The organism is Chryseobacterium sp. sg2396 (genome assembly GCF_042610505.1).
Taxonomy (GTDB): Bacteria; Bacteroidota; Bacteroidia; order Flavobacteriales; family Weeksellaceae; genus Chryseobacterium.
The window spans coordinates 76,703-103,584 of the sequence record NZ_JBHGAQ010000019.1; the positions used below are offsets into that span (position 1 = coordinate 76,703).

Below are 26,882 nucleotides of genomic sequence, written 5' to 3' on the forward strand. Positions count from 1 at the left end.
CCAGACTGATACATTGTTAAACTTTTAATTATAACTGATTTTCAAAAATATATCCAGCGTTATTTAGATTTGATTCCATCTGAAAACTGGCTGAAAGAAATGGAAAAATCCGGCGAGAAAACGGCAGCAATTTATTCAAAGCTTTCGGAAGAGCAATCCCGTTTTTCGTATGCCGAAGGGAAATGGACCCTGAAAGAACTGCTTCTGCATCTATCCGATACCGAAAGGGTTTTCCAATACAGAATCCTGGCCATTGCAAGAGGAGACCAAAATGAACTTCCTGGTTTTGATGAAGACCTTTATTCCAACCAGTCCTTTGCCAGTGATAGAAGTCTAAACTCTTTAATCGAAGAATATAAGTTAATCAGGAAATCCTCCCTGATTTTACTGGAAACCATGAATCCTTCAGCTTTGGGCAATATCGGGAAAGCCAACGGAAATCAGATTTCCGCAGAAACCATCGGCAAGCTGATTGTCGGTCATAATCTGCATCATCTGAATGTTATTGAGGAGAGGTATTTACCGAAGTTATGAGATTTGATAAGACATATCATGCAATTGTGATCAGTGTTTTTATATTTTTACTGTCACTGACGCAGAATTGTGTTACTTATCAATACTTCGGAACAATTAAGTATCCGTCTTTTTTTGCCTTTCTGTTTGGGTGGCTGCATTTCGGAGGAGGCGGATTTTACGAAGGATATATCTGGCTGGCTAATCCGTTATATTTTTCAGGTTTACTCTTATTGTTTAGGATGAAAAAAAATATTGCTTTTTTCCTTTTATTCATTTCTTCCATATTAGCATTGTCATTCCTGGGTTTTGAAAATCTGACAATGACCAAAAGCGGAAGAATCGCTCCGATTGTTGAGTTAAGTTCAGGGTATTTTCTGTGGCTGGTAGCGATTTTATTTGCTGCATTTTCTTCAATATATCTGAGAATTAAAAATAATATAAATATCAGTAGGAACGGGCTTTAGCCCGTTTTCCCTGTAACGCCATTCATACGGCTTTAGCCAAAATTTAAAAATAATTTATATTTTTGGCAAAACAAACACAAATGCCCTTTATTAAAGTTTACATTCACACTGTATTTTCCACAAAAAACAGAACTCCCTATTTACACACTTCTACGTTAAGAGTCAAAGTCTGGAAGCACATCAAAGAAAATGCTGCAGCAAAAGGAATTTATGTAGATATGGTTAATGGGTTTTCTGATCATTGCCATTGCTTAATTTCGTTGGGTTCAAACCAGAATATAGAGAAAATTGTCCAGTTGATCAAGGGGGAATCTTCTTTCTGGATTAATAAAAACCAGTTGACCCGGGAGAAATTTGTTTGGCAGGATGAATATTTTGCAGTTTCCATTTCAGAATCCATGCTGGAGCCGGTACGGAATTACATTAGAAATCAGGAAGTCCATCATACAAAACAAACTTTTGCGGAAGAATATCTGAAGTTTAAGGAGAAGTACAACTTCGAGTAAGTTTCGGCTGAAGCCGATGGAATTTTTCTTTTTTTAAACGGGCTAAAGCCCGTTCCTATTGATATTATCCCATAATGCCATAAGATTTCAATATTTATTTATGATAAAATCTGAAGAAAAATCTCCATACCTCTACCTGTTTTTAAAACAATTCATTTGGCTGAAGTGTATAGAATTTTTATCTTTGAAAAGCGGGCTAAAGCCCGCCTTCAGTGAGTTATGGACAACATTATCAACATATTAAAATCCGGCGGTACCATCCTGTATCCTACCGATACGATTTGGGGAATCGGGTGCGACGCGACGAATATAGAGGCGGTCAACAAAATTTTTGAGATCAAGAAACGGGAGAAAAACAAGTCCATGATTATCCTGGTGGAATCCGAAAAAAGACTGCAGGACCTGGTGGATGTTCCGGAGATGGCCTGGGAAATCATTGACCTGAGCGAAAAGCCGGTGACGATCGTTTACGAAAATCCGCGGGGTCTGCCGAAAGAACTGCTGGCAGAAGACGGAAGCATCGGCATCCGTCTGGTGAAGAATGATTTCTGCAAAAAGCTGATCACAAAACTCAACCGGCCATTGGTTTCTACTTCGGCCAATTTCAGTGGTGAAAAAAGCCCGCTTAAATTTTCGGATATTTCTCCTGAAATGATTAGCCTGGTGGATTATGCCGTAGAAGAAGACCGCGAAAAAGTTTCCCGGTATTCCGGTTCGTCGGTTATTAAAATATGGAATGACAACAGGATAAAAATTTTGAGGGAATAATTTTTTATTCCACCCGGCCTTTTCAGAGTCTTGCTTTTCATGACGGCAGGATTTCTTTTTTTAATTCTATCTTTGCAAATTCAACGGTTAAATAAATGCGATGGACCATCAAAAATTTGCTGCAGCCTGGATTTCTGCCTGGAATTCTCATGATCTGGAAAATATCCTTTCACATTACTCGGATGATCTCATGATTACAACTCCGATGATTACTCTGGCAACGGGGGGTAAAGAAAGCACATTAACCGGTAAGGATGCGGTTCGTGACTACTGGCAAAAAGCACTGGATAAATTTCCGGACCTGCATTTTAAACTGATTCATTCTGCTGCGGGCGTCGGTTCCGTGGCATTGTTTTACCAGTCAATCATGGAGAAACACGCCGTTGAAGTGATGTTTTTTAATGAAGAAGGAAAAATTAATAAAATGTTTGCTCACTATGATTAATGTGAGAATTGATGCTATTTTAAAATGAAAATTAATCTTAATCAAAATAAAAATTTAAAGCTTTTCAAGATCATTTCTGAAGTCGCCGCCGGGAATAACCAGTCTGTATATATCGTGGGCGGCTACGTCCGTGATTTACTAATGAAGCGAAAAGCATCTACGGATATTGATTTTGTGACTGAACAAAACGGTATTGAACTGGCGCAAAACGTAGGAAAGGAAATTGATCCTAAAATGAAAGTTTCGGTTTTCAAAACCTACGGCACGGCTATGATTCGGTACAAAGACCTGGAGCTGGAATTTGTAGGCGCGAGAAAAGAGAGCTATACGGAAGACAGCCGAAAGCCGGAAGTGGAAGGCGGAACCATTGAGGATGACCAGAAGAGAAGGGATTTTACCGTGAACGCGATGGCGATTTCTCTCAATAAAGGCAATTTTGGGGAACTGATCGACCCGTTTAATGGCGTGGAAGACCTGGAAAAAGGAATTTTAAGAACGCCGCTGGAACCCGCGCAGACCTATTCCGATGATCCGCTGCGTATGATGAGAGCCATCCGTTTTGCATCGACCTTACAGTTTCAGATCGAAGAAGAATCACTGAAAGCGATTCAACAGGAAGCGGAAAGAATAAAAATCGTTTCCCGCGAACGGATCATGGTGGAATTCAACAAGATCATGCTTTCGGAAAAACCCTCGATCGGTCTTAAACTTATGGAGCAGACCGGCCTGATGAAGCTTATTATACCTGAACTAATCGACCTAAAAGGGGTAGAAGAGGTGGAGGGCCAGACCCACAAAGATAATTTTTACCATACTTTAGAAGTTGTCGATAATATTTCTGAAAACACGGATAACCTTTGGCTGCGATGGTCTGCACTACTTCATGATATTGGAAAAGCGCCGACTAAAAAATTCGTGGAAGGAACGGGCTGGACTTTTCACGGACATGAGTTTTTAGGTTCCAAAATGGTGAAAACCCTGTTTCAGCGGTTAAAACTGCCTTTGGGTCCGGACATGAAGTATGTACAGAAAATGGTAAAGCTTTCCTCCCGTCCGATTGCCCTGATTACCGATGATGCTTCGGATTCTGCATTAAGAAGGCTGCTTTTTGATGCCGGCGAAGACATGGAAGATTTGTTTACCCTTTGCAAAGCAGACATTACAACAAAAAACTCCAGAAAGCAGGAAAAGTTCAAGAAAAATTTTGAATATGTAGCTGTTAAAATAAAAGAGGTCGAAGAAAAGGATCAGGTAAGAAACTTCCAACCTCCGATCTCCGGGGAAGAAATCATGGCGATGTTTAACCTGAAGCCCGGTCGTGAAATCGGGATTTTAAAGGAAAAAGTAAAGGAGGCGATCCTTGAGGGCGAAATTGGCAACGACAGTGGGGAAGCCAGGAAATTCGTCATTGCTGAAGCAGAGAAACTTGGATTAACTTTAGTTTAAATGTTTTTCAGGTTATCCTTATAACGATCATTTTAATTTTCGACTTTTCAGTCTGGAAATATAGAATCATAAAGAAATGCAATTGGATATTTTATCTGGTTGCATTTTTATTTTTCGCAATGACCGTTCCTTTTATTTCCATTCATTTTGAAGTTCAGAAAGTAGTTGAAGATCAGTTATTTGTTGGTAGCTTTACCTATTATATACTTTCATCAGGTTTCCTGTCTGGTGACTGATCGGTTTGCTGGAATTATATTGGCTAAGATATAGTGTAAAGTAAAATAATTTTTAAATATTTGCTTATTTCAATCAGATAAAAACAAAAAAGTCATTTGGATGAATCAGGATTTGAATAAAGTTTATCTTTCAAGAAGAGTAACAAAATCATTTGATATTTGAAACTGGTATCGGAAGATTCACAGAAACTTCCAGCATCCGGCTTCCCACTTCCAGCTTGTATTGAAAACTAAATCCGGCCGGTTTCAAAGGAACCGGCCGGAAAAAACACAAATGATGAAAAAAAATAATTTTTCGTATTCGAGCAGTTGTCGAATATTAATTTTTATAGAAACCGTTGGTGGCGATTCCTGTATTGAAAGAGGTTAACAATGATCCGTTGTTGGCATTGTAAACCGATACTTTACTGTCTGAAGTGAAATTCTTCGCATCGGCGATATACAGTTTTCCGTCGATTACATTGAATCCGTAAAGATTCGTTACTCCCGTTAATGAAACAAGCGCCGTTGTAGGTGGCGTTGTTGCGGTAATGCTCATCGAGTACACCTTGCTGTAGTCTACGAAATAAAATTTATCCGAATCGATTTTCAGCTTCTGAACCTGGGGAATTGCAGCCAGCGTAGTTGTCTGGTAAGCTCCGGTCGCGGTATTGATCTTATAAATATAAGAAGCGGTATCATTAGAAGTAAGTACGTACGCGGATCCGTTGTATGAAACAAGATCCCTGATGATCGCTCCGTTGTTCGGTAAGCTTACCGTAGCAGAAACCGAGTTGCTGGAAGGATTGATGATCGTGATGGTGTTTCCTGTCGGATGGCTTGCATACGGTGGTGTAGAATCATAGTAAATACCATCGGTTTGTACCACGATATTTCCTCCGGCTTCCACAACTTTTTCCGAATAACGGTCGAAATTGATGCTTTTTACAAAAGTATTATCACTGGTATTGTAAACATTAATTTTCTTTACCGATCCGAAGTTATTGTTCGTTACGTAATACTGGCTTCCTGAAAACGCGATGTATCTAGGATTATCAAGGTTGGCAGTAACGGTAGCCTGCTTTTTAAAACTAAGCCTGTTTACAATCTCGATCTTGTTGGGTACGTTCATCACAAGGTAAGCATTGTCTCCTCTGAAGCCGATGGTTTGCAGGACATTTCCTAAAATTTCCTTGTTATTGTTTTGGGCATAAATTCCGTTTTGCATAACCGTGAGATCGTTGCTTACATACGAAACATCAGAAGTTGGTGTGGTGAACCCTCCTTCATTGGCAATGATAATACCGTTGGCATAATCCTGCTTTTGTGTTTCCATTACAATTTCATCATCGCTACAGGCAATGTTGAACAACAGCGCTGAAGCAAATGCAAGAGATAAAATTTTTCTGATTTTCATTTATTTTTATTTAAAAATTAATATTCAAATAGACGCTGTAATTCCTTTTGGGCAGCGGATAGAAAGCAGTAGTCTGATAGATTTCATTAAAAATATTGTTCACCTTGCCACCGATTGTATAATTCTTCAGGAAGGTTCCCGAGATTCCTGCATTCATTACAAAATACGGTTCGATGGCCGTACTTCTTTTTTCTTCACTGTCGGCATAGGTAAGTCCGTTGTACATCCCCTGGACATATATTTTCAGGAAAGAATAGCGGTAATCGATATTTCCGAAAAACTTATGGAGCGGAACATACATCATCTGTTTACCCGTCTCCACATTGGTGGATTTCGTGTAAGAATATCCGAGATTCGACCTCAGGCTATGTTTCCCGAATTTTCTTTCATATTCAATTTGAGATTCCAGGCCGTAGGACTGCACTTTATATGTATTTACCGGCGAATAATTCCCCATACTGGTAGGGATCCAGGTGATCATATCGGTGATCCTGATGTAGTAAGGTGTCAGCATAAGCTTTACCCCGGCGATGGTAAACTGGTTTTTAAGGTCAAACTGATAAGCTGTTTCAGGTTTCAGGTTCATATTTCCGCCGGGCTGCCAATACAGGTCGTTAAAAGATGGGTATCTGAAATTTTTAGCGGTATTCAGGTTAAGGTTATACCATTTTGTAAGATTCCAGTTTCCCGAAAACGAGAGCAGGACCGGTGAACTATAATCCTCAACGAAATCCTTTTTGATTCCCGCTTCAAAACGTAAATCTTCTGTTGCGAAATACCGCAGCAATCCGGCTAACGAACCTACCTTCCGGCTGACCTCTTTAATGCCGCTCATATAACCTTCTCCTTTGTTTACCTGGAATTCTCCAATGATGTTGAGATTCCATTTCGGACTCAGAAAATAATTAAAATCGTTCTTCAGGATATAATTTTTACCTGTTCCGCCACTGCTTTTGGGGTTGCTGATGTTGTCGAAATACTGGAAGTTTTCTTCCGTATAGGCAGCCCTGAAAACATTATTCAGCTTAGGAGCATTCCAGTCCCAGACCAGAAGGCTTCTTACATTCTGGGTTTCATATTTGGTTTTGGTCTGGCTGTCGAAAAATACAGGAAAATGCTGGTCTCCGTTGAAAAATTCGGAAATCCATGAAACCTGGTGATGTGGAGCAATTTTATAGGCTGCTGCAAAATTGAAGTTCGTATTGGAATATTCCCCGTTTAGGTTGATATAATTTCGGGATTCCTTCACCTCATAATCATTTTCGCTCACCGAGTAATTCCCCGAAAATTTAAAGCTGAATTTCTTGTTTGAAAAAGAAGCTTTTGCAAAGTTATTATAAGTGCCAAAAGAGGCGGCTTCGGAAAAAAGGGAAGCATGAAAACCTTTATTAAAATCAAGGCTGTTGTTGAGATGTACTGTTCCCCCGATGGCTCCGCTTCCATAAATAACGCCCACACTTCCTGCTTTTACATCAAGCTGGTCGAATCCCATCGACGGAATATTATTCACATCTCCTTGTCCCAGAAACTGAGAATTGATGTTAATACCATTCCAGACAAAAGCGGTGTGGCCTGCCCCGGTTCCCCGGAAGGAAGGCGAAGAAACTGCGCCCCGTCCGTTTTCTTTGATGTAGACCGGCGATTGAAAACGTAATATCTCGGAAAGATTCGCTGAGTTTTTTTTTGCGTCTTCCGGACTGATGCTGTTCACTTTATGGAAAAGCTTCACTTTGCTCATCTGGTTATCGAAAACATACACCGTATCGATGGTTTTCTCCTGCCCGAAAAGAAAACAACCGTAAGACGAAAACAGCAGTACTAGAGATCTTTTTATATCCATTCTTTTTTTGCCTTTCCTCCGAAGACAATTATTTAAAAAATTAGATTCTGGCAGGTCTCCTGACTTTCGCTTTCTACACCTTCCCGTTTGCACAGTGGTTTGTCGTAGAAATCTTTTGCGCGATCTACAGTTGCGGGGACAGTTCGGGATTTTCGCCCGATTCCCTTTTCATTCCAAATGATTGGAAACCAAAATTTTTGCAAAGATAAACTTATTCACCGGAAAAGCAAATTCCGAAACCGAATAACCCCGAACTGTGGTATGGCCACTATAAAAACTATAAGCAATTATAAATAAAAAACCTGCCATAAGTAAGCCTTCTCCAAATTCCCGTCTATTTCCTCACTCGTTCTTAAACCCTCAAACTTAAAACCTTTTAAAATATCAGGAGCTGTTTCCCGCTATCCGCTGTATCTTTTGGGTCACAACCTCTGCTCTGCTCCATCCGCAACCCAAAAGGATGCCGCTTCTATCGGGGCTAAAAACCATAAAAGAATATCTTGACGACCTTCAGCTACTATCGGAACATCAGTTTTATCAGGATAAAAAAAATAACAAGAAAAATATGCGCAAACACTCCCCTCCGAGCTGGAGGGGCGGATCAATTTTCAAAGAAAATTGAGACGGGGTGGTCTGGAAAGTATAGCTGGTTGAAGTAGAAAAATGGATAAGACCTTACAGGAAAGTAGCATCAAAATAAAACGGCAGCAGATCCTTGATCGCATGTACTTTCACCACTTCCTCATTCATGCTCGAAAAATAAAGATCGATATTTTCATGTTGTTTGGTTTCATACTCCATCAGGCTTTGCCGGCAGGCACCGCAAGGAGGGATCGGCGGATTTTTCTCATGGAATTCTTTCGGTCCGCCAACCACGAAGATCTTTTTGATTTTCACATCCGGAAAATTGGCGGCGATCCAGAACAAAGCCGTTCTTTCCGCACAAAGGCCGGACGGATAAGCCGCATTTTCCTGGTTGTTTCCCGAATAGATTTCCCCGTTTTCCAGCAGGACGGAACAACCTACCAGGAAATTGGAGTAGGGAGCATACGCATTTTCGCGCGCTTCTTTGGCTTTTCCGAATAATTTTTTTTCAATATCGTTCAGCTCGGTGCTATTCTTAAAATACTCGTAACTGATCTGAGTTTCTTTTTTCATATATTGTGGATTAAAAAAAGGGGGATAAAAGTACTTCTTTTTCATGAGCTGGGCAATATAGGCCTGTTCTTTGCAACTTTCAATTTTTTAAAACCAAATTAAAATGTTATATACTCCAATTAAATTCAGAAATGTTGAGTTGAAAAACCGTTGGGTGATGTCGCCCATGTGTATGTATTCCTGTGAAAACGGGCTGGCCAATGACTTCCATTTTGTACATTACGGCAGCCGTGCGCAGGGCGGAACGGGTTTAATTATTCTGGAGGCTACCGGAGTAGAACCCCGCGGAAGAATTACCAACCACTGTATGGGAATCTGGACGGATGAACAGGCAGAGAAGCTTCAGAAAATCGTAGAATTTGTTCACAGCCATTCGGAAAGTAAAATAGGAATCCAGCTGGCCCATTCCGGAAGAAAAGGTTCTACCTGGAACAATGTTCAGATTCCGGTAGAAGAAGGCTGGGAAACCGTGGCCCCGAGTTCTATTCCGTACCATCCGAAAGAGAGAATTCCGCATGCTTTAACGCTGGAAGAGGTAAAAGAGCAGGTACAGCATTTTAAGCTGGCGGCAAGAAGGGCGGCAGCGGCCGGATTCGATGTCATTGAAATTCATGCGGCGCACGGCTATCTGATTCACCAGTTTTTATCACCGCTTTCCAATATCCGGACAGATGAATACGGCGGAAATTTTGAAAACAGGATCAGGTTCCTGCTGGAGGTTGTGGACGCTGTGAATGAAGAGCTGGATGAGAACATTGCCCTGTTCGTCAGGATTTCCGGAACGGAATATGCGGAAAACGGCTGGAATGTAGACGACAGTGTTACATTATCCAAAATCCTGAAGCAGCATAAAGTAGATCTGGTAGACGTTTCCAGCGGCGGAAATATCCACGGTGCTAAAATTGAAGTGCGTGCAGGCTACCAGGTTCCTTTTGCTTCAAAAGTACGTAACGAAGCGGAAGCTGAAACCGGAGCGGTTGGACTGATTACCACTACAGAACAGGCGGAAGAAATCCTTCAGAAAGGAGAAGCCGATCTTATTTTTATTGCCCGGGAAATTTTAAGGAATCCGTATAAAGCAGTCCAGGGATCGTTCGAAATGGATGAAGACTGCTTTTTCCCACATCAATATTTAAGAGCTAAAATTTCTACTTAATTATTTATTATATATTTGAGAAACAAAAATCTTTCCGATGAAAATAGAAGACTTTATGCTCCCATGCCCGATAAAAAAAATATTCGGGGTAGAATGCTTCGGCTGCGGTACGCAAAGGGCTATTGTCATGGTTTTTGAAGGTAGGTTTACAGAAGCATTTCACATGTTTCCGGCAGTGTATACTTTATTGCTTTTTTTTACAACTGTTGTTCTCAATTTTGTAGATAAAAAAAGGAATTATGGAAACGTACTGGTTATTTTAGCAGCTCTGAATGCGATTATTATGGTCGTCTCCTACTTTTACAAACATCATTTTATAAACCATTAACAACAACACATAAAAATTAAACTATGGAACAAAAACTGCCAAATGCACAAACGGTGCTTATTTTAGGAATTATTTCAGTAGTAGGAACCTGCTGCTGTACGGGGCTGATCGGAATCATCTGCGGATTGATCGGTCTTAGCAAATACAAAAACGATAAAATGCTGTATGATAAAACCCCGGAGGCCTATTCGGATTACGGGAATTTAAATACCGGACGTATTTTATGTATCATCGGTCTTGTATTGGGAGGTCTTCAGATACTGTATTTCGTTTTCATGCTGGCTACGGTAGGCTGGGACGGATATATGCAGCAAATCAATCAGATTACCACCATGGGAAGAACAAGATAAAAATTAAGACCGCTGAAAAGCGGTCTTTGTTATGTTAAATAAAAAAATCATTAATAATATAAAATCATTATATTAACAAATAAAGATTATGAATAAAAATGATTTAAAGAGGCTAGTAGTAGAAGCATTGGAATACTATAAAGGAAAAGCAAATATAGTAGAGATATGTAAATTTATTTGGTCAAAATATAACCAAAAACTGGCTGATTCAGGAGATTTACTTTATACATGGCAGTACGATATGAGATGGGCCGGTACTCAGTTGAGAAAAGAGGGTATAATGAAACCAGCAAAAGAGCAGGTAAATAATCATTGGGAACTTGTCCAAATAAATTAGAGCTAGTTTCACAATTTAATGATTTTAATTGAGAATTACCTGTGTGAAAATAATTCTTTGACAGGAAGGTTAATAAAAATCATAAAAAAGTCCGTTTTCAATTATGAGACGGACTTTTTATATTGGATATTGAATTTACTTTACTATAAATTTTATTACAGAAGTGTCAAGCTTCAAAAGGTAGATTCCAGAAGGGAGGTTTTTAATCCTGATGGAATTCCTGCTGTTCTTAAAGGGTTGGCTAATGGTCTGTAATACTTTCCCCTGAAGGTTATAGATTTCCGCTTTCTGAACCGATTGTGTTTCCCCATTTACAAAAATTTCATTGCCTGAAACCGGATTATTGGAAATCCGTAATGATTTCTGATCGGCATCAGTTGTTGAGCTAATGTTCTGCGCCTGTCTTGACGTTCCCGAATAACAGGTCCAGCTCAGGTTATCAATCGCCACCCGGTTGCTGGCGGAATTGTTTTCCAGGGTTATGGCTACATTGCCGGAAATGTTGATGTTGTTAATGGTGGTTGTAGTGGCATTGGTATTATAAGGAACTGTTCCTACCGTATTTCCGTTCACTTTTACATTGAAGGTACCGTTTGATCCCGAAAACTTCAGCTGGGTGGTAACCGTCAGAGATCCGATTCCGTTTGCGGAACTGCCGGAAGTTAAAGATCCGTCTCTTACGGTAATCGCTTTTGAAGAGATAGTCTGGTCGGTTCGTGCATCGGTAGCCGTCCATGAAATTCCGTTATTCGTCCAGGTTCTGGTGAGATAAGAAGCTGAGCTTTCCGTTGGAATTGTTTCAAACGTTTCATTCGCACAGGCTGTAGAACTTGGCGGAGTTGTTGTGCTGCTGCCCGATGTGGAGCTTGGTCCCCAGATCTGGCTGACATAGTTCGGGTTATCGATAAACGGGTTTCTGTTGCCCTGGAAAGAATAAGAGGCATTATTACGGTTGATTTCCGCCTGTGAAACAGGATCCTGATTATGCCATGCCAGCAATACGTTCAGCTCCCAGGTCTGCAGTCCCGGAAAAGCCGAGCTTCCCAGCATATTTCCCGAAGAAAACGTTGAAAGCTTGCTCTGATATCTTGTTACGAAATAAAAGATCATCCGGGCCACATCTCCTTTAAATTCGTCAATCGGCTCGAATACCGTCCCTGAATATCCTGAAGATACGGAGTTTCCAAGCTTGGAGCCGTTTTTGGAGGTAAAGCTCGCAGTTCCTACTTTTCCGAAAGGATAATTGGAACGCATCCCGTTTACTTTTCCGTCGGTAGCCCTGATGAAATGAATATCTGAAACCATCGGAGCCGCTTCACTGAATAAGCTCTGCGGGACAAGATGTTCTCTGTTGTAGCAGTTTCCTTCCGTAGAATACGTTCCGCACTGGTTGGTTACGGGAGTGAATTTGTACGGGTCTGCTCCGGATGGTTTTTCAGAATAAATATCCAGGATCGAACCGTCATTTTCATAATTTTTATCGATGTCGGTTGTCTTATAGCCGGTCCATAGACCGTTGTACCCTCTGTCCTGATGGCCGTTTGTAATGATGGTGCTTAATGCGGTTTTCAGAGAAGCTCCGGAAAGACCGTTGGCCGAACTGTAATATCCCGAAGGAGCTTGGGCGTTTGTCAGCCCGGAAGCCAGGATAATAATAAATAATGAATTTTTCATATGAATATTTAAGTAGGTAAGATTACTATAAATCTATCAATAAAAAATTGCGAAATTGTTAATTTTAAAAAGAAATGGCTGAATTTTAATTTTTAAATGTATAAACTTTTGAAAGATAACCATTTAATTTTTATAATAACCATGCTGTTCATTATAAAAGCAAAAAAAGCCGATGCAATACTGCATCGGCTTTCTGTATATTTGATTAACTGAAGCCTTATTTTCCCGGTTGCGGCGGGTAGTTTTTCATAATTTCCATCATAATTTCAGGGATTTGTTTCTGTTTGGCTTTCGGACGGTCTACGGAAATTCCGCTTCCGATTCCCTGCCATACCAGTTTGTTGGATTTTGCATCCACCATGTCTACAATAATGGCCCCTTCATTGTAATTGCTGGTCCAGGTTCTGTTCATCCCGATTCCCCATCCGAAAGGACCTCCCCATCCCCAGGCTCCGTAAGGCGAGGTGGAGGTAATGTCGGTTACTTTTTTATGATTGGCTTTTACATTGATGATCAGATCAGGATTTTCACCCGGCTGAAGACCTTTTGCCTGAAGCTGCCTCGACAGTTCGTTCAGAACACGGTCTTTATCAATGTCATTCAGTTTCAGATCGTCAATTCTCAGCTTGTAGGTTCTGTACGTGTTGAAATTAGCCGTACTTGCATAATCGGAACGTACATTGAAAGGACTGCAGGATGTTAAACCCAGAGTAGCCGAAGCTAGCAAAATAAAAATGTAGCGCTTCATTTTATTTATTTTTTTTATCGTTTTTAATAAATGTATCGGTTTTTTTATCGTATCCGTAAGGACAATGTCTACAGCCACTTTTACAGCAATGTCCCCGCTTAAGGTGAAATTTCTCTGTAAAAACCTTATAACCCTGTTCATTGTAGTAAAAGTCTTCACCTTCTTTGATGTCAAAAAGTGCCATAGGTTAAATCTCTAAGTCAAAAAACTTTATATTTGTTATTATGATAATTATATGCCAAAAGCCTTTAAAAAAATTAAAAATTAACGGCATTGCTCTTTTTCCTTTTATCTTCATTAGGAACCCCGAAGATAAGAAAAATAACATATTGATCAACCACGAAAAAATCCACCTGAGGCAGCAGATCGAAATGCTGATTGTTTTCTTTTATATCTTTTACGTGATTGAGTATTATTATTGGCTGATCAGGCTGAAGAATGCTGATCAGGCATACCTGAGAATTTCTTTTGAGAGAGAAGCTTATGCGAATGAACGGGATTTGGGCTATCTTGATAACAGGAAGTTCTGGAGTTTCACGAAATACCTCTAAGTTCAGGGTTTAATGTTTAAAGTTTAAAGTTTAAAGTTTTTGGCGGTTAAATATTGTAGAGTTTGGTGTTTTATTATATTTGCAGAATTTTTCTTCACTTATATCTAATAATTCCCTGCGATGATGATAAACAGAGTATTGAATTTCTATATCCATATTTTCCCGATATCTTTGTCACTCTAAAAGAATCCAAATGCGAATCTTCCCGCACTGCATTCTAATACTATGTTTAAATTCCTACGGTGATGACCAACAAAGCGCAAAAGCTAATAACAAAGTTGCGTTGCTAATGAAATTTTTGTTTTAAACATAACTTCGGGCATCTTGTTAAAATATTATTTCTGATTATCCCATTCCCTGTCAAAATCTTTCTGAGTCTTTTCAGGCTCGAAATAATGGTTTCTATTTCTATCGATGTCGTACGCAATGGCTTTATCAATGAGTAAGCTCAGGTCCGGTATTATCCGGTCCGGAGAACCTTTTCTTTCCTGGCCGTTGGTATATACTTTCACCGCTTTGCCGTCTTTCATTTCCGCTTTGATCAGGAGGCAGGTTTCGATATACGCACTGCAGGGGCGGCCCGTATAAATTTCGCTGGCCTGGCTTCCGTCGTTAAAGGTAATTTTCAATTCGATATAATTCCTTGGCTGGGTAGAGTTGACCCCGTATCTTGCATAGCTTTCAATGGACTTTATCGTTTTTAAATACCTGATCGTATTCTGCCCGGCTTCCGGAATGTAACCGGGATACATAACGCTCTGTGTGTGACGGTATATTTCTTTTTCGATCTCGGTGTTCAGCATGTTGACCATCTTGTCGTTCAGCATATTGGGTGTATCGAACACTGATTTGGAAGGAAAGTAATTCCTGAAGGTAATAAAGGCAATTCCACCGCAAAAGGCAATCACAAAGGCAGCAATAAGAAGAGAAACAACAGTTTTTTTCATGGAAATATTTTTTAAGTTTAGTTTAACGAATTTAAAAATTATCATTTAAAATAAATTCGGAAATTTGCACCAGATGAAAATTCCGGATATCCATATTCCCATTGTTGAAATTCCTTTGGAGAACAAAGTAAAACTCTTTATGAAAAGAGAAGACCTTATTCATCCTCAGATTTCGGGGAATAAATACTGGAAGCTGTTCTTTAATATTAACCGTTATCTGGATAAACCCCCGGAAAAACCTTATATCATTACTTTCGGAGGCGCTTTTTCCAATCATATTGCTGCCGTTTCCGCAGTGGGAAATCTTGCCGGGATTCCTACGTTGGGGATCATTCGTGGAGAAGAGCTGAAAGATAAATGGCGCGACAATCCTACGTTGCTTTTTGCCAAAAGAAACGGCATGAACTTGCAGTTCGTTACCCGTGAAGAATACCGCCACAAAGAAAAATTAACCGGATTTTTGCAGAAGGAATTCCCGGAGGCCCTGACCGTTCCCGAAGGAGGAACCAATGAAGACGCCGTAGCGGGCGTAAAAATGATGTTGAATGATGAAACAAAAGATTTTGATTATCTTTGCACTGCAGTCGGAACCGGAGGAACCGTTGCCGGGATTTCGGAATACTGCGGAGACAATCAGAACGTTATCGGATTTAAAGTGGTGAACGACGATTCGCTGGAACAGAGGATCCGGGAATTAACCTCAAAGAAGAATTTCAGTCTTATAGATTCAAGCTTCGGGGGTTATGGTAAAATAAAGGATGAAAATATCCGTTTTATCAATGATTTTAAAGAGAAATACAGTATTCCTCTGGAGCCGGTTTATACAGGAAAAATGATGCAGAAAGTTTTTGAATTGATTGAAGATGGTTTTTTTCCTGAAGACAGCAGGGTTTTATGCTTTCATACCGGCGGCCTGCAGGGAATAGAGGGAGCAAACCGGATGTTGGAAAAACAGAACAGAACATTAATCGTATAAAGTAAAATTGGAAAACATGAAACACTCGGTGTTCCATCTTTCATTTTAAAACAATAAAAATTATAAGATGAAAAGACTTTTCACGCTCATAAGCCTTTTAGTTTTATCTACATTCTCCGCCCAGACCTGGGCTACTGAAGACCAATACATCCAGAAATTTGCAAAATATGCGGTAGAGGAAATGGAAAAATACAAAATTCCGGCTTCTATCACTCTGGCGCAGGGACTGCTGGAAACCGGAGGCGGGCAGAGCCGGCTGGCACTGGAAGGCAAAAATCATTTCGGGATCAAATGCAAGGAAGACTGGACCGGGAAAACGATGAAGCATACCGATGACGCTCCGAACGAATGCTTCCGCGTTTATGATGATCCGAGACAGTCTTACGAAGACCATTCCATCTTTTTATCAACAAGAAAGTACTACGCAAATCTCTTCAATTTAGACATGAAAGATTACAAAGCGTGGGCTACCGGACTGAAAAAAGCAGGATATGCCACCAATCCGCGCTACGCCGCGATCCTGATCGGTAAAATAGAGCGGTATAAATTATATGAGTTCGACAATACCAGTTCCAAAGAAGTATTGTATGCGGTCCTGAAAATGTATCCGGATCTGAAAAATGACGTGAGCTTTATGGCCCAGATGGAACCGGAAAAATATACTAAAAAGACAAAAGTACCGGTTACCGTTGAGGTTCCGTACAAGCAGACCTCCTACGCCCAACAGCAGAAAAGGGTAGAGCGTATTAAGACTAAGGCGGAAATACTGAATACGATATTAATTAAAAGCCACCCGAACGACGGCCTGAAATACATTATCATTCCTGAGGATACCAGCGTTGAATTTATCGCCAAAAAGTTCAGGATCAGTGAAAGCAGGCTGATGAAGTGGAACGAACTGGAAAGTGATGTGCTGAAGAAAAATGAGATCGTTTTCCTTGAATCCAAAAATTCCGAAGGAAATACGGCAACCTATACTGCCGCACCCGGCGAAGATATGCATGACATTGCCCAGAAATTAGGAATCAAATTAAACAAGCTGTACGCCAAAAACAGAATGGATGAAGGACAGAAACCGACGCCCGGACAGCTGATCTATCTGATTGATAAAAAACCAAGAAATTAATATCCGGCTGATATTTTTCAACCCTTAGAAATTGGATGTCCGAATGAAATTTTACAGCATAAAATCCGGGATTTACTGGATGTTTTTACTGCTCTTTCCTGTACAAATCTTTTCACAGGATCTGGATAAGTACATTCCGTTCCGGCAGGGAAACTTGTGGGGATTGTGTGATGCCGGCAAATTCATTGTGGTTCAGCCACAGTACCAGAGCATCAGCTGGTATGATCCGTCGGTAGGGGGTTTCCATGCAGAACAAAACAGGAAATTCGAAATTATAGATTATCATTCGGGACAGGTGATGCCATTTATTTCGGAACAGCCAGTTTTTGCGGAGGGCACCGATTACATAGTGTTTGATGGCTTTGGTTATTACCGCTATTCCAGGAAAACAAGGATGCGGCTCGGCGAATACGCAAACCCTGAAAAATTTCCTGTCCGTGACCGGTGGGTGGAAGACAAAGGCTTTTCAGGTACCCAAACCGGTAAAGTACCCACACTGACCCGTGATGACCTAAGTTCGGGAGACCTTGAAATGCTGAAACCCTATGAAGATGAAACAAAATACCGGATCAACTTTAAAGCTGATTATATTGAAATTCTGTCAGAAAATGCCCACATCGGAATTTATATTCCTAAAATCGGGAAAATGTACAGAAGCACACCCGATATTGCATATGTGGGATGGCAGGTATTCAGCGGAAAACCCTATCTGTTAACTACAGATTCTTCAGGATTGTTCGGCTTAACCGATGAATTTTCCCACGAGATTTATCCTGTAAAATATGCTTCCATTTTAATGATGGACCACCATCATCTGATCCTGCTCTCAGAACCTGATCCTGCTGACCGAGAAAATGTACGCTTTAAAACCATTCTTGCCAATGGGGTTACTTTAAACGGAAGATTTGAGCCTTTCGGAACGGTTTCGAAGAACGGCCATGCTTTTCAGTTATATTATACAATGATCAACGGAGTCAGGAATTATGCTGGAGAAGACGGAACCCTTTATTTCAAGGATTAATTATACAGAAAGATTTTAAAATGAGATACCAAAGAAGTTCGGCTTTATTTGATGAAGCCTACCAATACATTCCCGGCGGTGTAAACTCCCCGGTCCGTGCATTCAAATCCGTAGGAGGAGTGCCGGTTTTTATGAAATCTGCAAAAGGAGCTTACCTTACTGATGCCGATGACAATACCTATATCGATTACATCAATTCCTGGGGGCCGGCCATTCTCGGCCATACCCATCCCGAGGTTCTGGAAGCGCTGAAAATTCAGGCCGAAAAAGGTTTTTCTTTCGGTGCACCGACGGAGCTTGAAACGGAGATCGCAAAATTTATTACCGAAAATGTTCCGAATATCGACCAGATCAGAATGGTGTCTTCAGGGACAGAAGCATGCATGAGTGCGATCAGATTGGCAAGAGGCTTTACCGGAAGGGATAAAATCGTAAAGTTTGAAGGCTGCTACCATGGTCATTCGGATTCATTCCTGATCAAAGCGGGAAGCGGTGCTGCAACTTTCGGAAACCCGAATTCTCCCGGAGTAACTGTAGGTACGGCAAAAGACACCTTGCTGGCAAGATACAACGATATGGAGCAGGTAGAAGATCTGTTCAGGCATAACCAGGGCGAAATTGCAGCGGTTATTGTTGAACCCGTTGCTGGAAATATGGGCTGCGTTCTCCCGGAAAACGAATTCCTTCAGAAACTGAGAACCCTCTGTGACCAAAACGGGGCCTTGCTGATCTTTGATGAGGTAATGACGGGCTTCCGATTGTCTTTCGGAGGAGCACAGGAGCTTTACAATGTGAAGGCAGATCTGGTGACCTATGGAAAAGTAATCGGAGGCGGACTTCCGGTTGGGGCTTTTGCGGGAAGAAATGAAATCATGGATTACCTGGCACCTAAAGGAGCCGTTTACCAGGCGGGAACCTTAAGCGGAAATCCTCTGGCGATGAGGGCCGGATTGAAAACCCTTCAGCTCATCAAAAACGACCCTGAATTTTTCAACAGGCTTGAAAAAACCACGGAAACCCTTGATTTTGAAATCGGGAAAATCCTGAATGAAAAAGGAATTGCCCATAAAATCAACCGAAAAGGATCGATGATGTCCGTATTTTTCCATACGAACAGGGTTTCTAATTTTGATGAAGCCCAGGAGGCCAACCATGCCTTATTTAATAATTTCTTCCACCAGATGCTGCAGAACGGGATCTACCTTCCGCCGAGTGGCTATGAAACCTATTTCATCAGTGATGCTATTAAAGATAATGAGATCGATAGGACGCTGGAAGCAGTGAGAAAGTTTGAGTACTCTTAAAAGGTCAATAGTGAATTTCTCCGGGTGAATGGTGAATTTTAATAGATTAACGATTGGCTTGCGAAGCAAAATTGACCATTCACAATTCACTTGTCCACAGTAAATTCGTTCGGATGAATGATGAATTTTTTAATTAATTGACCATTGACTTGCAGAGCAAAATTCACCATCTACGATTGACTTGCATAGCAAAATTGACCATTGACCATTCACGCATACAATAGAAAAACGCAGTTTGTACTGCGTTTTTCTATTGTATGCATTATTTAATATGAAATTAATACTTGTGAAATCCTGAAAATTTTTGAACAGCTTATTTTTACGCCATAAAAGACATTCAGATCATGCATAAAATAATTAAAACAGGAGAATGGAAATATTCCGGAAATACCTATCTGCCGATCTTACTGGTGGAGCAGGATCCTGCACATTTGCCACCATCTGCATCCGTTGCTTTTTCATCAAACATCGGAAAAGACAAGACAGTCTATTATCTGCATTTCGGAAAATATCTGATCGATGAAAAAGGCTATGTCTCCTCCGACAGCAGTTCGCGCCCCTTTTTGTCCGTACAGGAAGCAATGGGCTATGCAGAGAGAAATATTGAGATTCTGAATTGGGATATGGATCAGTAAAAAATAAATAGTATTTATAAGAATAATATATTCTGTTTTTATTAATAAAAAAATGTATAATAAATCTTTAGATTGTGAAGTAAAAATTATATTTTTGCAGGAATTAAAAAAGATAAATAATTAATTACTAATGATATGAAAAAACTCTACATGAGCGCACTTCTTCTATGTATATCTCTGGGTATCTCTGCCCAGGAAGTGATTTGGCAGAAGGATATCAAATCCTCGACGCAGGACTTTCTTTCGAAAATGACTACCACTGTTGATCAGCAATACTTGATTACCGGCAGTTCTATTCAAGCCCGTTCAATAGGATCAGGGACCGTAAAACAAAACAATGGTTACGATTTTCATCTGGTTAAATTAAACCAACAAGGGGAAGAAGTCTGGGAAAAATACTTCTCCGGAAAAAATCACGATTTTTTATCGGCGACCGTCAATACGCAGGAGGGCGGATTTTTACTAGCAGGTACTTCATACAGTGGAAAAGGGCTTGATAAGAAGGATGAATCCAAAGGGGGAAGCGATTTTTGGCTGATTAGAATTAACGAATTTGGTGATGAATTATGGCAGAAAACCATCGGTAGTGCAGCGGATGAAGAAGCCCGGGCGGTGATCCAGACGACGGATCTCGGATTCTTTGTCGCAGGGAATGTTAACTTCGGCTCGGCTCAGTTAGNATTATGGCAGAAAACCATCGGTAGTGCAGCGGATGAAGAAGCCCGGGCGGTGATCCAGACGACGGATCTCGGATTCTTTGTCGCAGGGAATGTTAACTTCGGCTCGGCTCAGTTAGCGGATAAAGGCTACGGCTCCAAAGATGTGCTGGTGATAAGGCTGGACAAAAGTGGAAAGGAAATCTCGCAGCTCGTTTTAGGAGGAAGAGGACTTGATGAAGTAGAGAAGATGATTCCGACGATTGATGGCGGAGCTTTGCTGGGCATCTACTCCAGAAGTAGTGCTGGAGGCTCCAAAAAGTCTGAAAATTATGGTGAGGGCGATTATTATTTGGTTAAGCTCACAAAAGATAATAAGGTTGAATGGGAAAAGAACTTCGGCGGAAAAGGCGATGACCATCTGAGAACCCTGGCCATGACTTCCACGGGGTATCTAATTGGTGGAGAATCCAGATCAGATATATCGGGCAATAAGACCGTAGGCATTGAAGAGGGGACGGACCTTTGGTTAATCTCCGTAAACACAAGAGGCGAAGAAATCTGGCAGAAATCCTACAGTTTTAAAAACCGCGATGTTTTAATGGGAATGAGTGTGTTGCATGCTTCCGATGATAAAAGTACGAAAGGGATTTTGTTGGGTGGCTATACGCAGGCGGAGGGCAGGATCGAAGCTGACGATGAAAAATTCTGGATGCTGTACCTGGACCAGAACGGCAATGAGCAATGGCGAAAGCACGTGAAAGGAGAATCAAGTAAGAGAGAAGAAAGATTGTCTGATATAAAACTGAACCGTGACGGCTCGATCATTCTGGCTGGAACTAGTGCCGAAGAACTTGGCAAAGAGAACTGGAAGATCGTGAAACTGGGCGACAAGCAGATTGATCAGCTGATTGAGAAGCAGGATATTAGGATTTATCCGAATCCGGTGAGTGATTACGCATATGTTGAAGTGGGATTTGATTTTAAAGAAGTGGAAATCGTAATGTACGATATGGGCGGAAGACAGCTTCAGAGCATTAAGACAAAAAACAAAGTAACCAAACTCAATACGCAGCCATTAATTCAGGGGGCATACCTGGTATCGGTAAAGACGGATTCAGGGAAGACGGCAAGTGCGAAATTAATAAAAAAATAAATACACATTTAAATGAAAAAGTATATAATACCAGTTTTATTACTGGGTAGTATTTGTATAAGTGCCCAGAATAATACATTAAAAGAAGGATTTATAAATAATATAAAAAGCCCACAAATTACGGACTTTATAAGGTACGGTAATATTCCAATTAAGAAAAATGTGGGGGAATTGGATTTAAATATTCCATTATTATCAATACCAACCCAAGACGGTAATACTATTGATATTTCACTTGCATATAATGCCTCAGGGTTTATCCCAAGCAAAAAATCAGGACTTGTAGGTTTTAACTGGAGCTTGATGGCTGGTGGAGTTATTACAAGAGAAGTGAGAGGTGAGGCAGATGATCAGTTAGGCTCTCCTCAGACCCTGAATGGAATAAACGGGCGTCACGAGCATGGATACCTGGCAGGAATTCGGCAATTTGGATCTAATGTAAATTTATTGCCAACAGACAATGATCTTAATAATTTTGCCAGTCCAAAAATGACACCAGCCTTGGATAATCAGGATGACGATTTTTATGAATTCAGGCTCAAAGGATATCCCGACGATAATACTACCCGTTATGAAACAACACCTGATATGTTTTCATTTAACTTTAATGGAATTTCAGGGAAATTTTTTATAGCTCCCAATGGCAATGTTGAAGTTACAACTTCAGAACCTCATAAATTATCCGTAGATCTGTCAGGAGTAAGTTCTCAGCCTTATGTAAACTATTGTACTCCTCGATATGAGTCGGAAATTAAGATCACTGATGAACTTGGTAATAAATATTATTTTGGAAAGCAGGGTAAAAATATAGAATATTCCGTTTTTCTCGGAACCGATGCCAATGGTGACAACTCCAGTAACTTACCTGTGATTAATAGTTGGTATTTATACAAAATGGAGTTTACGAACGGGGAGACTGTAAATTATAATTATCAAGAAGATAATCTGCCTATAAATGGGAGTGGAAGTTCTTTTTGCCATGTCCAGCCACTCCAATTTTGGAAACCTCTCACTCAATATGCGGAAACAAAAAAGCTCTTGGACTTTAATGTACATGTTAATGAGTATGGTAAAGGCGTCTCTACTGACCAACAAGCTTGGGGAATGGAATATACCCACATGACTGCTGAATATTCGTCAGGATATTCAAATGTTTATTCAATAATAAAGAAAACACTGCTTTCTAACATAGTATATAAAGGCACAAAAATAAATTTTGTGTATTCTGACCAGAATAATTTATATAAAAATGTCGATATTTTTGGTAGTAGCGGTTCGGCTACTCCCATGACCAAGCCAAATCAAAAAAAATTAGACAGAATTGAAGTATATCATCAGAATAACCTTATTAATGACATTAATTTCACTTATGATGTCTACAATACACAATATCCACGTATTTTCCTAAAAAATATACAGGAAAGAGGAAAGACTCCCTATGCATTATCGTATGATGCAACAAATGCTACAGGCACTCCGATTCCCCATACCTGTGCATTGGATTATTGGGGATATTATAATGGGAAGCTAACAAATGACCCATATTTTTCAACACCCAAATTAGTACCAGGGGTTAATTATTACAGCAATGGTGATTTTCAGTATACCACCGATGTTAGGGAGCCGAATTTTGATTATGCTAAAATGTATGCACTGACAGGAGTTACCTATCCTACAGGTGGAAGCTCTATTTTCGAATATGAACCTCATCAATATGGACAAAGGCTGGAGAGACGTTCCAATAATGGGTTCATTCCTGCATTATATGCCGTGACAGGAATAGCTGGTGGAACAAGGATTAAAAAGATTTATGATGTTGATTCCAGCACTAATCAAAATATCCGTGAATTCTTTTACAGCAATGATCTGAACCAAAGTTCGGGAATACTAATGGATTGGCCCAGATATTTCTTTAAAATACGTAAGCAAATTAATAATTCAGCTGTATTTCCAGTTGCCGTAGATGAAACTGTTATTTATCAGGTTTCATCCGGATATTCAAAAAATTTATTTGAAAGTTCCGTAATAAATTATTCTAAGGTTACCGAAAAGCTCACTAATAAAGGGAGCATTATTGATTATTACACCTCTTATATTGATAAGCCGGACCGGTACATCTACTATTCTAATTTCATGACACAATTAACGAACGGTACCTACACACCTTCTCCTTCGTCCATTAATATTTTTGTAATGCCTGATGATACGAGCATTGAAAGAGGTAAACTCTCGAAAAAACTTGTTAGAGACGAAAACAATAATTTATTGGAAGAAACGAATATTACCTATAATGATAATCCTAACAGATACGATAAATTCCATCTTTCCATTAATATTTCTAACGCGTGGGCACAAAAGTTAAAAACGTATTATTATAATGATTTCGTAAGTTCCAATATTACAAAAAAATATTTTGGAAGTAATATTTTGCAAACAGAAACGAAATATTATTATGATAATCCCAATCATAATATGTTGACTAAGATGAAAACAAATTTTGAAAATGGAACTGTACAGGAAACATCTTATAAATACGCTGATGAAAAAGCAAATCAGTTTTTAATTGAGAAAAATAAATTGGGCATTCCATTAGAAATCACCACAGTCAAAAAAAGTGATGTTTTAGATGCTGGCAAGGTCATCTCGAAAGTAGAAACGCTATATCCCTATTCTTATAGCCAGGCATTGACGACCACTACTGGATTTGCTTTACCGATTTCCGTGATATCTACTGATCTGCAAAATAACAGTGATACAGAAGTTACGTATAAATATTACGATGCAAAAGGAAATCCAAGACAATATATTAGCAAATCCGGAATTCCAACAGCGATTATTTGGGGTTATAATGGAAGTAGGCCTATTGCAAAAATAGAGGGTGCTACTTATCTACAGGTATTAAATTTAGAGAATGCTATTGTAAGTGCTTCAGATACTGATGCCGCTGCAGCTCCCGGAAACGATGAAACGGCCTTACTCAATGCATTGGATGCATTTAGAAAAGATCCTACACTAGCTAACTATCAGGTTACTACCTATTCCTATGATCCGCTTATCGGCGTAAGAAGCATCACCCCGCCTTCAGGAATAAGGGAAGTCTACATTTACGATGCAGCTAATAGATTAAAGGAAATAAGAGAAGATAACCAATTCGGTAAAATCCTGAAAGAATTCAAATACAATTATAAAAACTAATACCGATGAAAAAAATAGTAATTCCCATAGGCACGATCCTGTTATCAGGATTTGTGCAGGCCCAGCTTACTTCTACAGAAAACTATGTACAGAGCAGGACATATCTTGAACCTGTTACCACGAGCAGCACCACGGCAAAACAGATCGAGACGGTCCAGTATTTCGACGGGCTGGGCCGGCCCAAGCAGATTGTGAATGTAAAAGCAACTCCACAAGGGAAAGATTTGGTAACCCCTATTTTATACGACGGCTTCGGAAGACAGATTATGGATTACCTTCCTGTTCCACAGCAGGGAACAAATAACGGAGCCATCTACTCCCAGCAAAATTCCGGATATTTTCCTGTAGGCGACCCTAGCGGAATCTATGCGAATGAAAGGCCTTTTTCTGAAAAAGTTCTGGAAAGCTCCCCCCTGGACCGGATCCTCCAGCAGAAGCAGGTCGGAACAGCCTGGGAAACGAAGCCGATACAGTTCGGGTATGATGCCAATACAACCGGTGATGCGGTAAAAAAATACACCACGGTTACCACTTGGGTAAACGGTGCCACCAGTTCGGTTTTAAGCCAAAGCACAAATTATGGGACAGCCCAGCTGTATAAAAATACCGTTACCGATGAAGACGGGAATGTCACCATCGAGTTCAAAAACGGGGAAGGGCAGGTTCTTCTGGTCAGAAAAATGATCACTGATACCGAAAAGGCGGATACCTATTATGTCTACAACGAATACAACCAGCTGGCTTTTGTAATTTCCCCGAAAGCGGCTGTGGAAGCGGATCCCAACACGGTACTTGGCGATCTCTGCTACCAGTACAAATACGATGGTAAGGGAAGGCTTGTCGAAAAGAAACTTCCCGGAAAAGGCTGGGAGTATATTGTATATGACAAAGCAGACCGTGTATTCCTGACCCAGGATGCCAATATGAGACCTTCAGGAAATTGGCTGCTTACCCGTTATGATAAGCTATCTAGGGTTGTTTATACTGCCATAGCAGGCATAGGAAGTACTTATATAAGAAAAGATATCCAGGATGCTGTAGACTTCCATTCTGTAACGGCATCTTCTCTAACAGAGGAAAGGACAAGTACTGTAGGCTTTACGAAAAGCGGAATGGATATTTATTATGGAAACAATACCTTTCCTACTAATGCGATTCTCCAGGTTTTGAGCGTTAATTATTATGATACCTATCCTCCGGGAACCCCGGCGATTCCTACCCAGATTTTAGGACAGGATGTTTTGCCGCAGGATGCCCAGAATTCTCCCGTAAGTACCAAAAGCTTACCGGTGGCTTCGTATGTTAAAAACATTGAAGACGATAACTGGACCAAAAACTACACCTGGTATGATAAAAAAGGAAGAACCATCGGTACCCACTCCATCAATCACCTGGGCGGATATACCAAAACCGAAACCGAGCTTGATTTTGCAGGGGTGGCCCAGAGAACCAATACGTATCATTTGAGAAAGCAGGGCGAAGTCGGGGTAACGCTTCAGGAAAGATTTGTCTACGACACCCAGAACCGGCTGCTTCAGCATTACCATAAAGTAGATGATCAAAATGAAGTGCTTCTTGCGGATAATACCTATAACGAACTTTCCCAGCTTACGAACAAAAAAGTAGGAAATAATCTTCAGAGCATCGATTATGCTTATAACATCCGTGGCTGGCTGACCTGGATCAACCGAGACCAGATGTCGGCTCCGGACCTTGGCGGCAAGCTGTTTTCCTATAAGATCAAATACAATGAAAAGGAAGGAATCACCAGTCCTGATCCGGTGCAGTTCCCGGGTAAAGAAGTGAAAGCAAAATACAATGGGAACATTGCAGAGGTGGACTGGCGAAGCATGGAGAATATTGGGAGCAACCCTTCCACGACACCCAAGAGATACGGCTATGTGTACGATAAGCTCAACAGGCTGACGGCCGGATTTTACCAGACCC

25 protein-coding genes and 1 riboswitch are annotated in these 26,882 nt (G+C 40.4%); of the genes, 18 read left to right on the top strand and 7 right to left on the bottom strand.

The genetic code is table 11. From position 1 onward, the window contains the following. The first annotated feature begins 99 nt into the window (after positions 1-99). The 5 genes from ACED20_RS17855 to ACED20_RS17875 all read left to right on the top strand — a co-directional run bounded on the left by ACED20_RS17855 (position 100) and on the right by ACED20_RS17875 (position 4,145). The gene (locus ACED20_RS17855) at positions 100-534 is read left to right on the top strand and encodes a DinB family protein (RefSeq protein WP_378106105.1); all 435 of its coding nucleotides are present in this window, start codon (positions 100-102) and stop codon (positions 532-534) included. A 526-nt stretch (positions 535-1,060) separates the two neighbouring features. Continuing rightward, positions 1,061-1,486 carry an IS200/IS605 family transposase gene (gene tnpA, locus ACED20_RS17860; protein WP_378106107.1) on the top strand — a complete coding sequence of 142 codons (426 nt, stop codon included), beginning with the start codon at positions 1,061-1,063 and terminating at the stop codon, positions 1,484-1,486. A gap of 219 nt (positions 1,487-1,705) precedes the next feature. Next, entirely contained in the window at positions 1,706-2,254 is a 549-nt protein-coding gene (locus ACED20_RS17865) for an L-threonylcarbamoyladenylate synthase (RefSeq protein ID WP_294237293.1), read from the top strand. A 100-nt stretch (positions 2,255-2,354) separates the two neighbouring features. Then, positions 2,355-2,699 (top strand): nuclear transport factor 2 family protein, encoded by a 345-nt coding sequence (locus ACED20_RS17870; protein WP_294232704.1) that lies wholly within the window; start codon positions 2,355-2,357, stop codon positions 2,697-2,699. A 24-nt stretch (positions 2,700-2,723) separates the two neighbouring features. Then, complete coding sequence (locus ACED20_RS17875) at positions 2,724-4,145, top strand: CCA tRNA nucleotidyltransferase (RefSeq protein WP_378106110.1); 1,422 nt, start codon at positions 2,724-2,726, stop codon at positions 4,143-4,145. A gap of 555 nt (positions 4,146-4,700) precedes the next feature. Here the strand turns inward: ACED20_RS17875 and ACED20_RS17880 are convergent. The 3 genes from ACED20_RS17880 to cdd all read right to left on the bottom strand — a co-directional run bounded on the left by ACED20_RS17880 (position 4,701) and on the right by cdd (position 8,775). Next, the gene (locus ACED20_RS17880; RefSeq protein ID WP_294199396.1) at positions 4,701-5,777 is read right to left on the bottom strand and encodes a hypothetical protein; all 1,077 of its coding nucleotides are present in this window, start codon (positions 5,775-5,777) and stop codon (positions 4,701-4,703) included. A gap of 10 nt (positions 5,778-5,787) precedes the next feature. Then, positions 5,788-7,617 carry a TonB-dependent receptor plug domain-containing protein gene (locus ACED20_RS17885; RefSeq protein WP_378106112.1) on the bottom strand — a complete coding sequence of 610 codons (1,830 nt, stop codon included), beginning with the start codon at positions 7,615-7,617 and terminating at the stop codon, positions 5,788-5,790. Positions 7,618-7,648: 31 nt separating this feature from the next. Next, a riboswitch (cobalamin riboswitch) is annotated at positions 7,649-7,825 on the bottom strand. Between the two features lie 467 nt (positions 7,826-8,292). Continuing rightward, complete coding sequence (gene cdd / locus ACED20_RS17890) at positions 8,293-8,775, bottom strand: cytidine deaminase (RefSeq protein WP_294199029.1); 483 nt, start codon at positions 8,773-8,775, stop codon at positions 8,293-8,295. Between the two features lie 103 nt (positions 8,776-8,878). Between cdd and namA the strand changes: the two genes are divergently transcribed. The 4 genes from namA to ACED20_RS17910 all read left to right on the top strand — a co-directional run bounded on the left by namA (position 8,879) and on the right by ACED20_RS17910 (position 10,946). Then, entirely contained in the window at positions 8,879-9,931 is a 1,053-nt protein-coding gene (gene namA, locus ACED20_RS17895; RefSeq protein WP_378106115.1) for an NADPH dehydrogenase NamA, read from the top strand. 37 nt (positions 9,932-9,968) lie between these two features. Beyond that, a complete protein-coding gene (locus tag ACED20_RS17900) occupies positions 9,969-10,259 on the top strand; it encodes a DUF2752 domain-containing protein (protein WP_378106117.1) in 291 nt (96 codons plus the stop codon). 23 nt (positions 10,260-10,282) lie between these two features. Then, a complete protein-coding gene (locus tag ACED20_RS17905) occupies positions 10,283-10,609 on the top strand; it encodes a CCC motif membrane protein (RefSeq protein ID WP_294199032.1) in 327 nt (108 codons plus the stop codon). An 88-nt stretch (positions 10,610-10,697) separates the two neighbouring features. Next, entirely contained in the window at positions 10,698-10,946 is a 249-nt protein-coding gene (locus tag ACED20_RS17910) for a hypothetical protein (protein WP_294199033.1), read from the top strand. Between the two features lie 135 nt (positions 10,947-11,081). Here ACED20_RS17910 and ACED20_RS17915 read toward each other — a convergent pair whose 3' ends face one another. From ACED20_RS17915 to ACED20_RS17925, 3 genes are all read right to left on the bottom strand, one after another. Then, complete coding sequence (locus ACED20_RS17915; protein ID WP_345766261.1) at positions 11,082-12,620, bottom strand: endonuclease; 1,539 nt, start codon at positions 12,618-12,620, stop codon at positions 11,082-11,084. Positions 12,621-12,837: 217 nt separating this feature from the next. Continuing rightward, positions 12,838-13,368 (bottom strand): DUF4136 domain-containing protein, encoded by a 531-nt coding sequence (locus ACED20_RS17920; RefSeq protein WP_294199035.1) that lies wholly within the window; start codon positions 13,366-13,368, stop codon positions 12,838-12,840. A 1-nt stretch (position 13,369) separates the two neighbouring features. After that, entirely contained in the window at positions 13,370-13,552 is a 183-nt protein-coding gene (locus ACED20_RS17925) for a DUF5522 domain-containing protein (protein WP_029294953.1), read from the bottom strand. Positions 13,553-13,592: 40 nt separating this feature from the next. Here ACED20_RS17925 and ACED20_RS17930 point away from each other — a divergent pair, with 40 nt between their 5' ends. Further along, positions 13,593-13,919, top strand: coding sequence for a hypothetical protein (locus tag ACED20_RS17930; RefSeq protein WP_294199036.1), 327 nt, complete (start codon positions 13,593-13,595; stop codon positions 13,917-13,919). Between the two features lie 335 nt (positions 13,920-14,254). On the opposite strand, the gene ACED20_RS17935 is transcribed toward ACED20_RS17930, so the two are convergent. After that, on the bottom strand, positions 14,255-14,866 hold the full coding sequence (locus tag ACED20_RS17935; RefSeq protein WP_294237318.1) for a hypothetical protein: 612 nt from the start codon (positions 14,864-14,866) through the stop codon (positions 14,255-14,257). A 73-nt stretch (positions 14,867-14,939) separates the two neighbouring features. Here ACED20_RS17935 and ACED20_RS17940 point away from each other — a divergent pair, with 73 nt between their 5' ends. From ACED20_RS17940 to ACED20_RS17975, 8 genes are all read left to right on the top strand, one after another. Further along, on the top strand, positions 14,940-15,842 hold the full coding sequence (locus tag ACED20_RS17940; protein WP_294237321.1) for a 1-aminocyclopropane-1-carboxylate deaminase/D-cysteine desulfhydrase: 903 nt from the start codon (positions 14,940-14,942) through the stop codon (positions 15,840-15,842). A 67-nt stretch (positions 15,843-15,909) separates the two neighbouring features. Then, entirely contained in the window at positions 15,910-16,968 is a 1,059-nt protein-coding gene (locus ACED20_RS17945; RefSeq protein ID WP_378106122.1) for a glucosaminidase domain-containing protein, read from the top strand. Between the two features lie 43 nt (positions 16,969-17,011). Further along, positions 17,012-17,989: a hypothetical protein gene (locus ACED20_RS17950; protein ID WP_378106124.1), complete on the top strand. Its 978-nt coding sequence runs from the start codon at positions 17,012-17,014 to the stop codon at positions 17,987-17,989. A 20-nt stretch (positions 17,990-18,009) separates the two neighbouring features. Beyond that, the gene (gene hemL, locus ACED20_RS17955) at positions 18,010-19,293 is read left to right on the top strand and encodes a glutamate-1-semialdehyde 2,1-aminomutase (RefSeq protein ID WP_378106126.1); all 1,284 of its coding nucleotides are present in this window, start codon (positions 18,010-18,012) and stop codon (positions 19,291-19,293) included. A 344-nt stretch (positions 19,294-19,637) separates the two neighbouring features. After that, entirely contained in the window at positions 19,638-19,928 is a 291-nt protein-coding gene (locus tag ACED20_RS17960; protein ID WP_294237327.1) for a hypothetical protein, read from the top strand. Between the two features lie 135 nt (positions 19,929-20,063). After that, entirely contained in the window at positions 20,064-21,740 is a 1,677-nt protein-coding gene (locus ACED20_RS17965) for a T9SS type A sorting domain-containing protein (protein WP_378106129.1), read from the top strand. A 12-nt stretch (positions 21,741-21,752) separates the two neighbouring features. Next, complete coding sequence (locus ACED20_RS17970) at positions 21,753-24,935, top strand: hypothetical protein (protein ID WP_294237331.1); 3,183 nt, start codon at positions 21,753-21,755, stop codon at positions 24,933-24,935. Between the two features lie 5 nt (positions 24,936-24,940). Next, a partial coding sequence (locus ACED20_RS17975) for a DUF6443 domain-containing protein (RefSeq protein WP_378106131.1) occupies positions 24,941-26,882 on the top strand: 1,942 nt, incomplete at its 3' end.

Coding starts and splice junctions, on each gene's coding strand:
- ACED20_RS17855 (WP_378106105.1), top strand. CDS start 100: ATGGAAAAATCCGGCGAGAAAACGGCAGCAATTTATTCAAAGCTTTCG.
- tnpA (WP_378106107.1), top strand. CDS start 1,061: ATGCCCTTTATTAAAGTTTACATTCACACTGTATTTTCCACAAAAAAC.
- ACED20_RS17865 (WP_294237293.1), top strand. CDS start 1,706: ATGGACAACATTATCAACATATTAAAATCCGGCGGTACCATCCTGTAT.
- ACED20_RS17870 (WP_294232704.1), top strand. CDS start 2,355: ATGGACCATCAAAAATTTGCTGCAGCCTGGATTTCTGCCTGGAATTCT.
- ACED20_RS17875 (WP_378106110.1), top strand. CDS start 2,724: ATGAAAATTAATCTTAATCAAAATAAAAATTTAAAGCTTTTCAAGATC.
- ACED20_RS17880 (WP_294199396.1), bottom strand. CDS start 5,777: ATGAAAATCAGAAAAATTTTATCTCTTGCATTTGCTTCAGCGCTGTTG.
- ACED20_RS17885 (WP_378106112.1), bottom strand. CDS start 7,617: ATGGATATAAAAAGATCTCTAGTACTGCTGTTTTCGTCTTACGGTTGT.
- cdd (WP_294199029.1), bottom strand. CDS start 8,775: ATGAAAAAAGAAACTCAGATCAGTTACGAGTATTTTAAGAATAGCACC.
- namA (WP_378106115.1), top strand. CDS start 8,879: ATGTTATATACTCCAATTAAATTCAGAAATGTTGAGTTGAAAAACCGT.
- ACED20_RS17900 (WP_378106117.1), top strand. CDS start 9,969: ATGAAAATAGAAGACTTTATGCTCCCATGCCCGATAAAAAAAATATTC.
- ACED20_RS17905 (WP_294199032.1), top strand. CDS start 10,283: ATGGAACAAAAACTGCCAAATGCACAAACGGTGCTTATTTTAGGAATT.
- ACED20_RS17910 (WP_294199033.1), top strand. CDS start 10,698: ATGAATAAAAATGATTTAAAGAGGCTAGTAGTAGAAGCATTGGAATAC.
- ACED20_RS17915 (WP_345766261.1), bottom strand. CDS start 12,620: ATGAAAAATTCATTATTTATTATTATCCTGGCTTCCGGGCTGACAAAC.
- ACED20_RS17920 (WP_294199035.1), bottom strand. CDS start 13,368: ATGAAGCGCTACATTTTTATTTTGCTAGCTTCGGCTACTCTGGGTTTA.
- ACED20_RS17925 (WP_029294953.1), bottom strand. CDS start 13,552: ATGGCACTTTTTGACATCAAAGAAGGTGAAGACTTTTACTACAATGAA.
- ACED20_RS17930 (WP_294199036.1), top strand. CDS start 13,593: ATGATAATTATATGCCAAAAGCCTTTAAAAAAATTAAAAATTAACGGC.
- ACED20_RS17935 (WP_294237318.1), bottom strand. CDS start 14,866: ATGAAAAAAACTGTTGTTTCTCTTCTTATTGCTGCCTTTGTGATTGCC.
- ACED20_RS17940 (WP_294237321.1), top strand. CDS start 14,940: ATGAAAATTCCGGATATCCATATTCCCATTGTTGAAATTCCTTTGGAG.
- ACED20_RS17945 (WP_378106122.1), top strand. CDS start 15,910: ATGAAAAGACTTTTCACGCTCATAAGCCTTTTAGTTTTATCTACATTC.
- ACED20_RS17950 (WP_378106124.1), top strand. CDS start 17,012: ATGAAATTTTACAGCATAAAATCCGGGATTTACTGGATGTTTTTACTG.
- hemL (WP_378106126.1), top strand. CDS start 18,010: ATGAGATACCAAAGAAGTTCGGCTTTATTTGATGAAGCCTACCAATAC.
- ACED20_RS17960 (WP_294237327.1), top strand. CDS start 19,638: ATGCATAAAATAATTAAAACAGGAGAATGGAAATATTCCGGAAATACC.
- ACED20_RS17970 (WP_294237331.1), top strand. CDS start 21,753: ATGAAAAAGTATATAATACCAGTTTTATTACTGGGTAGTATTTGTATA.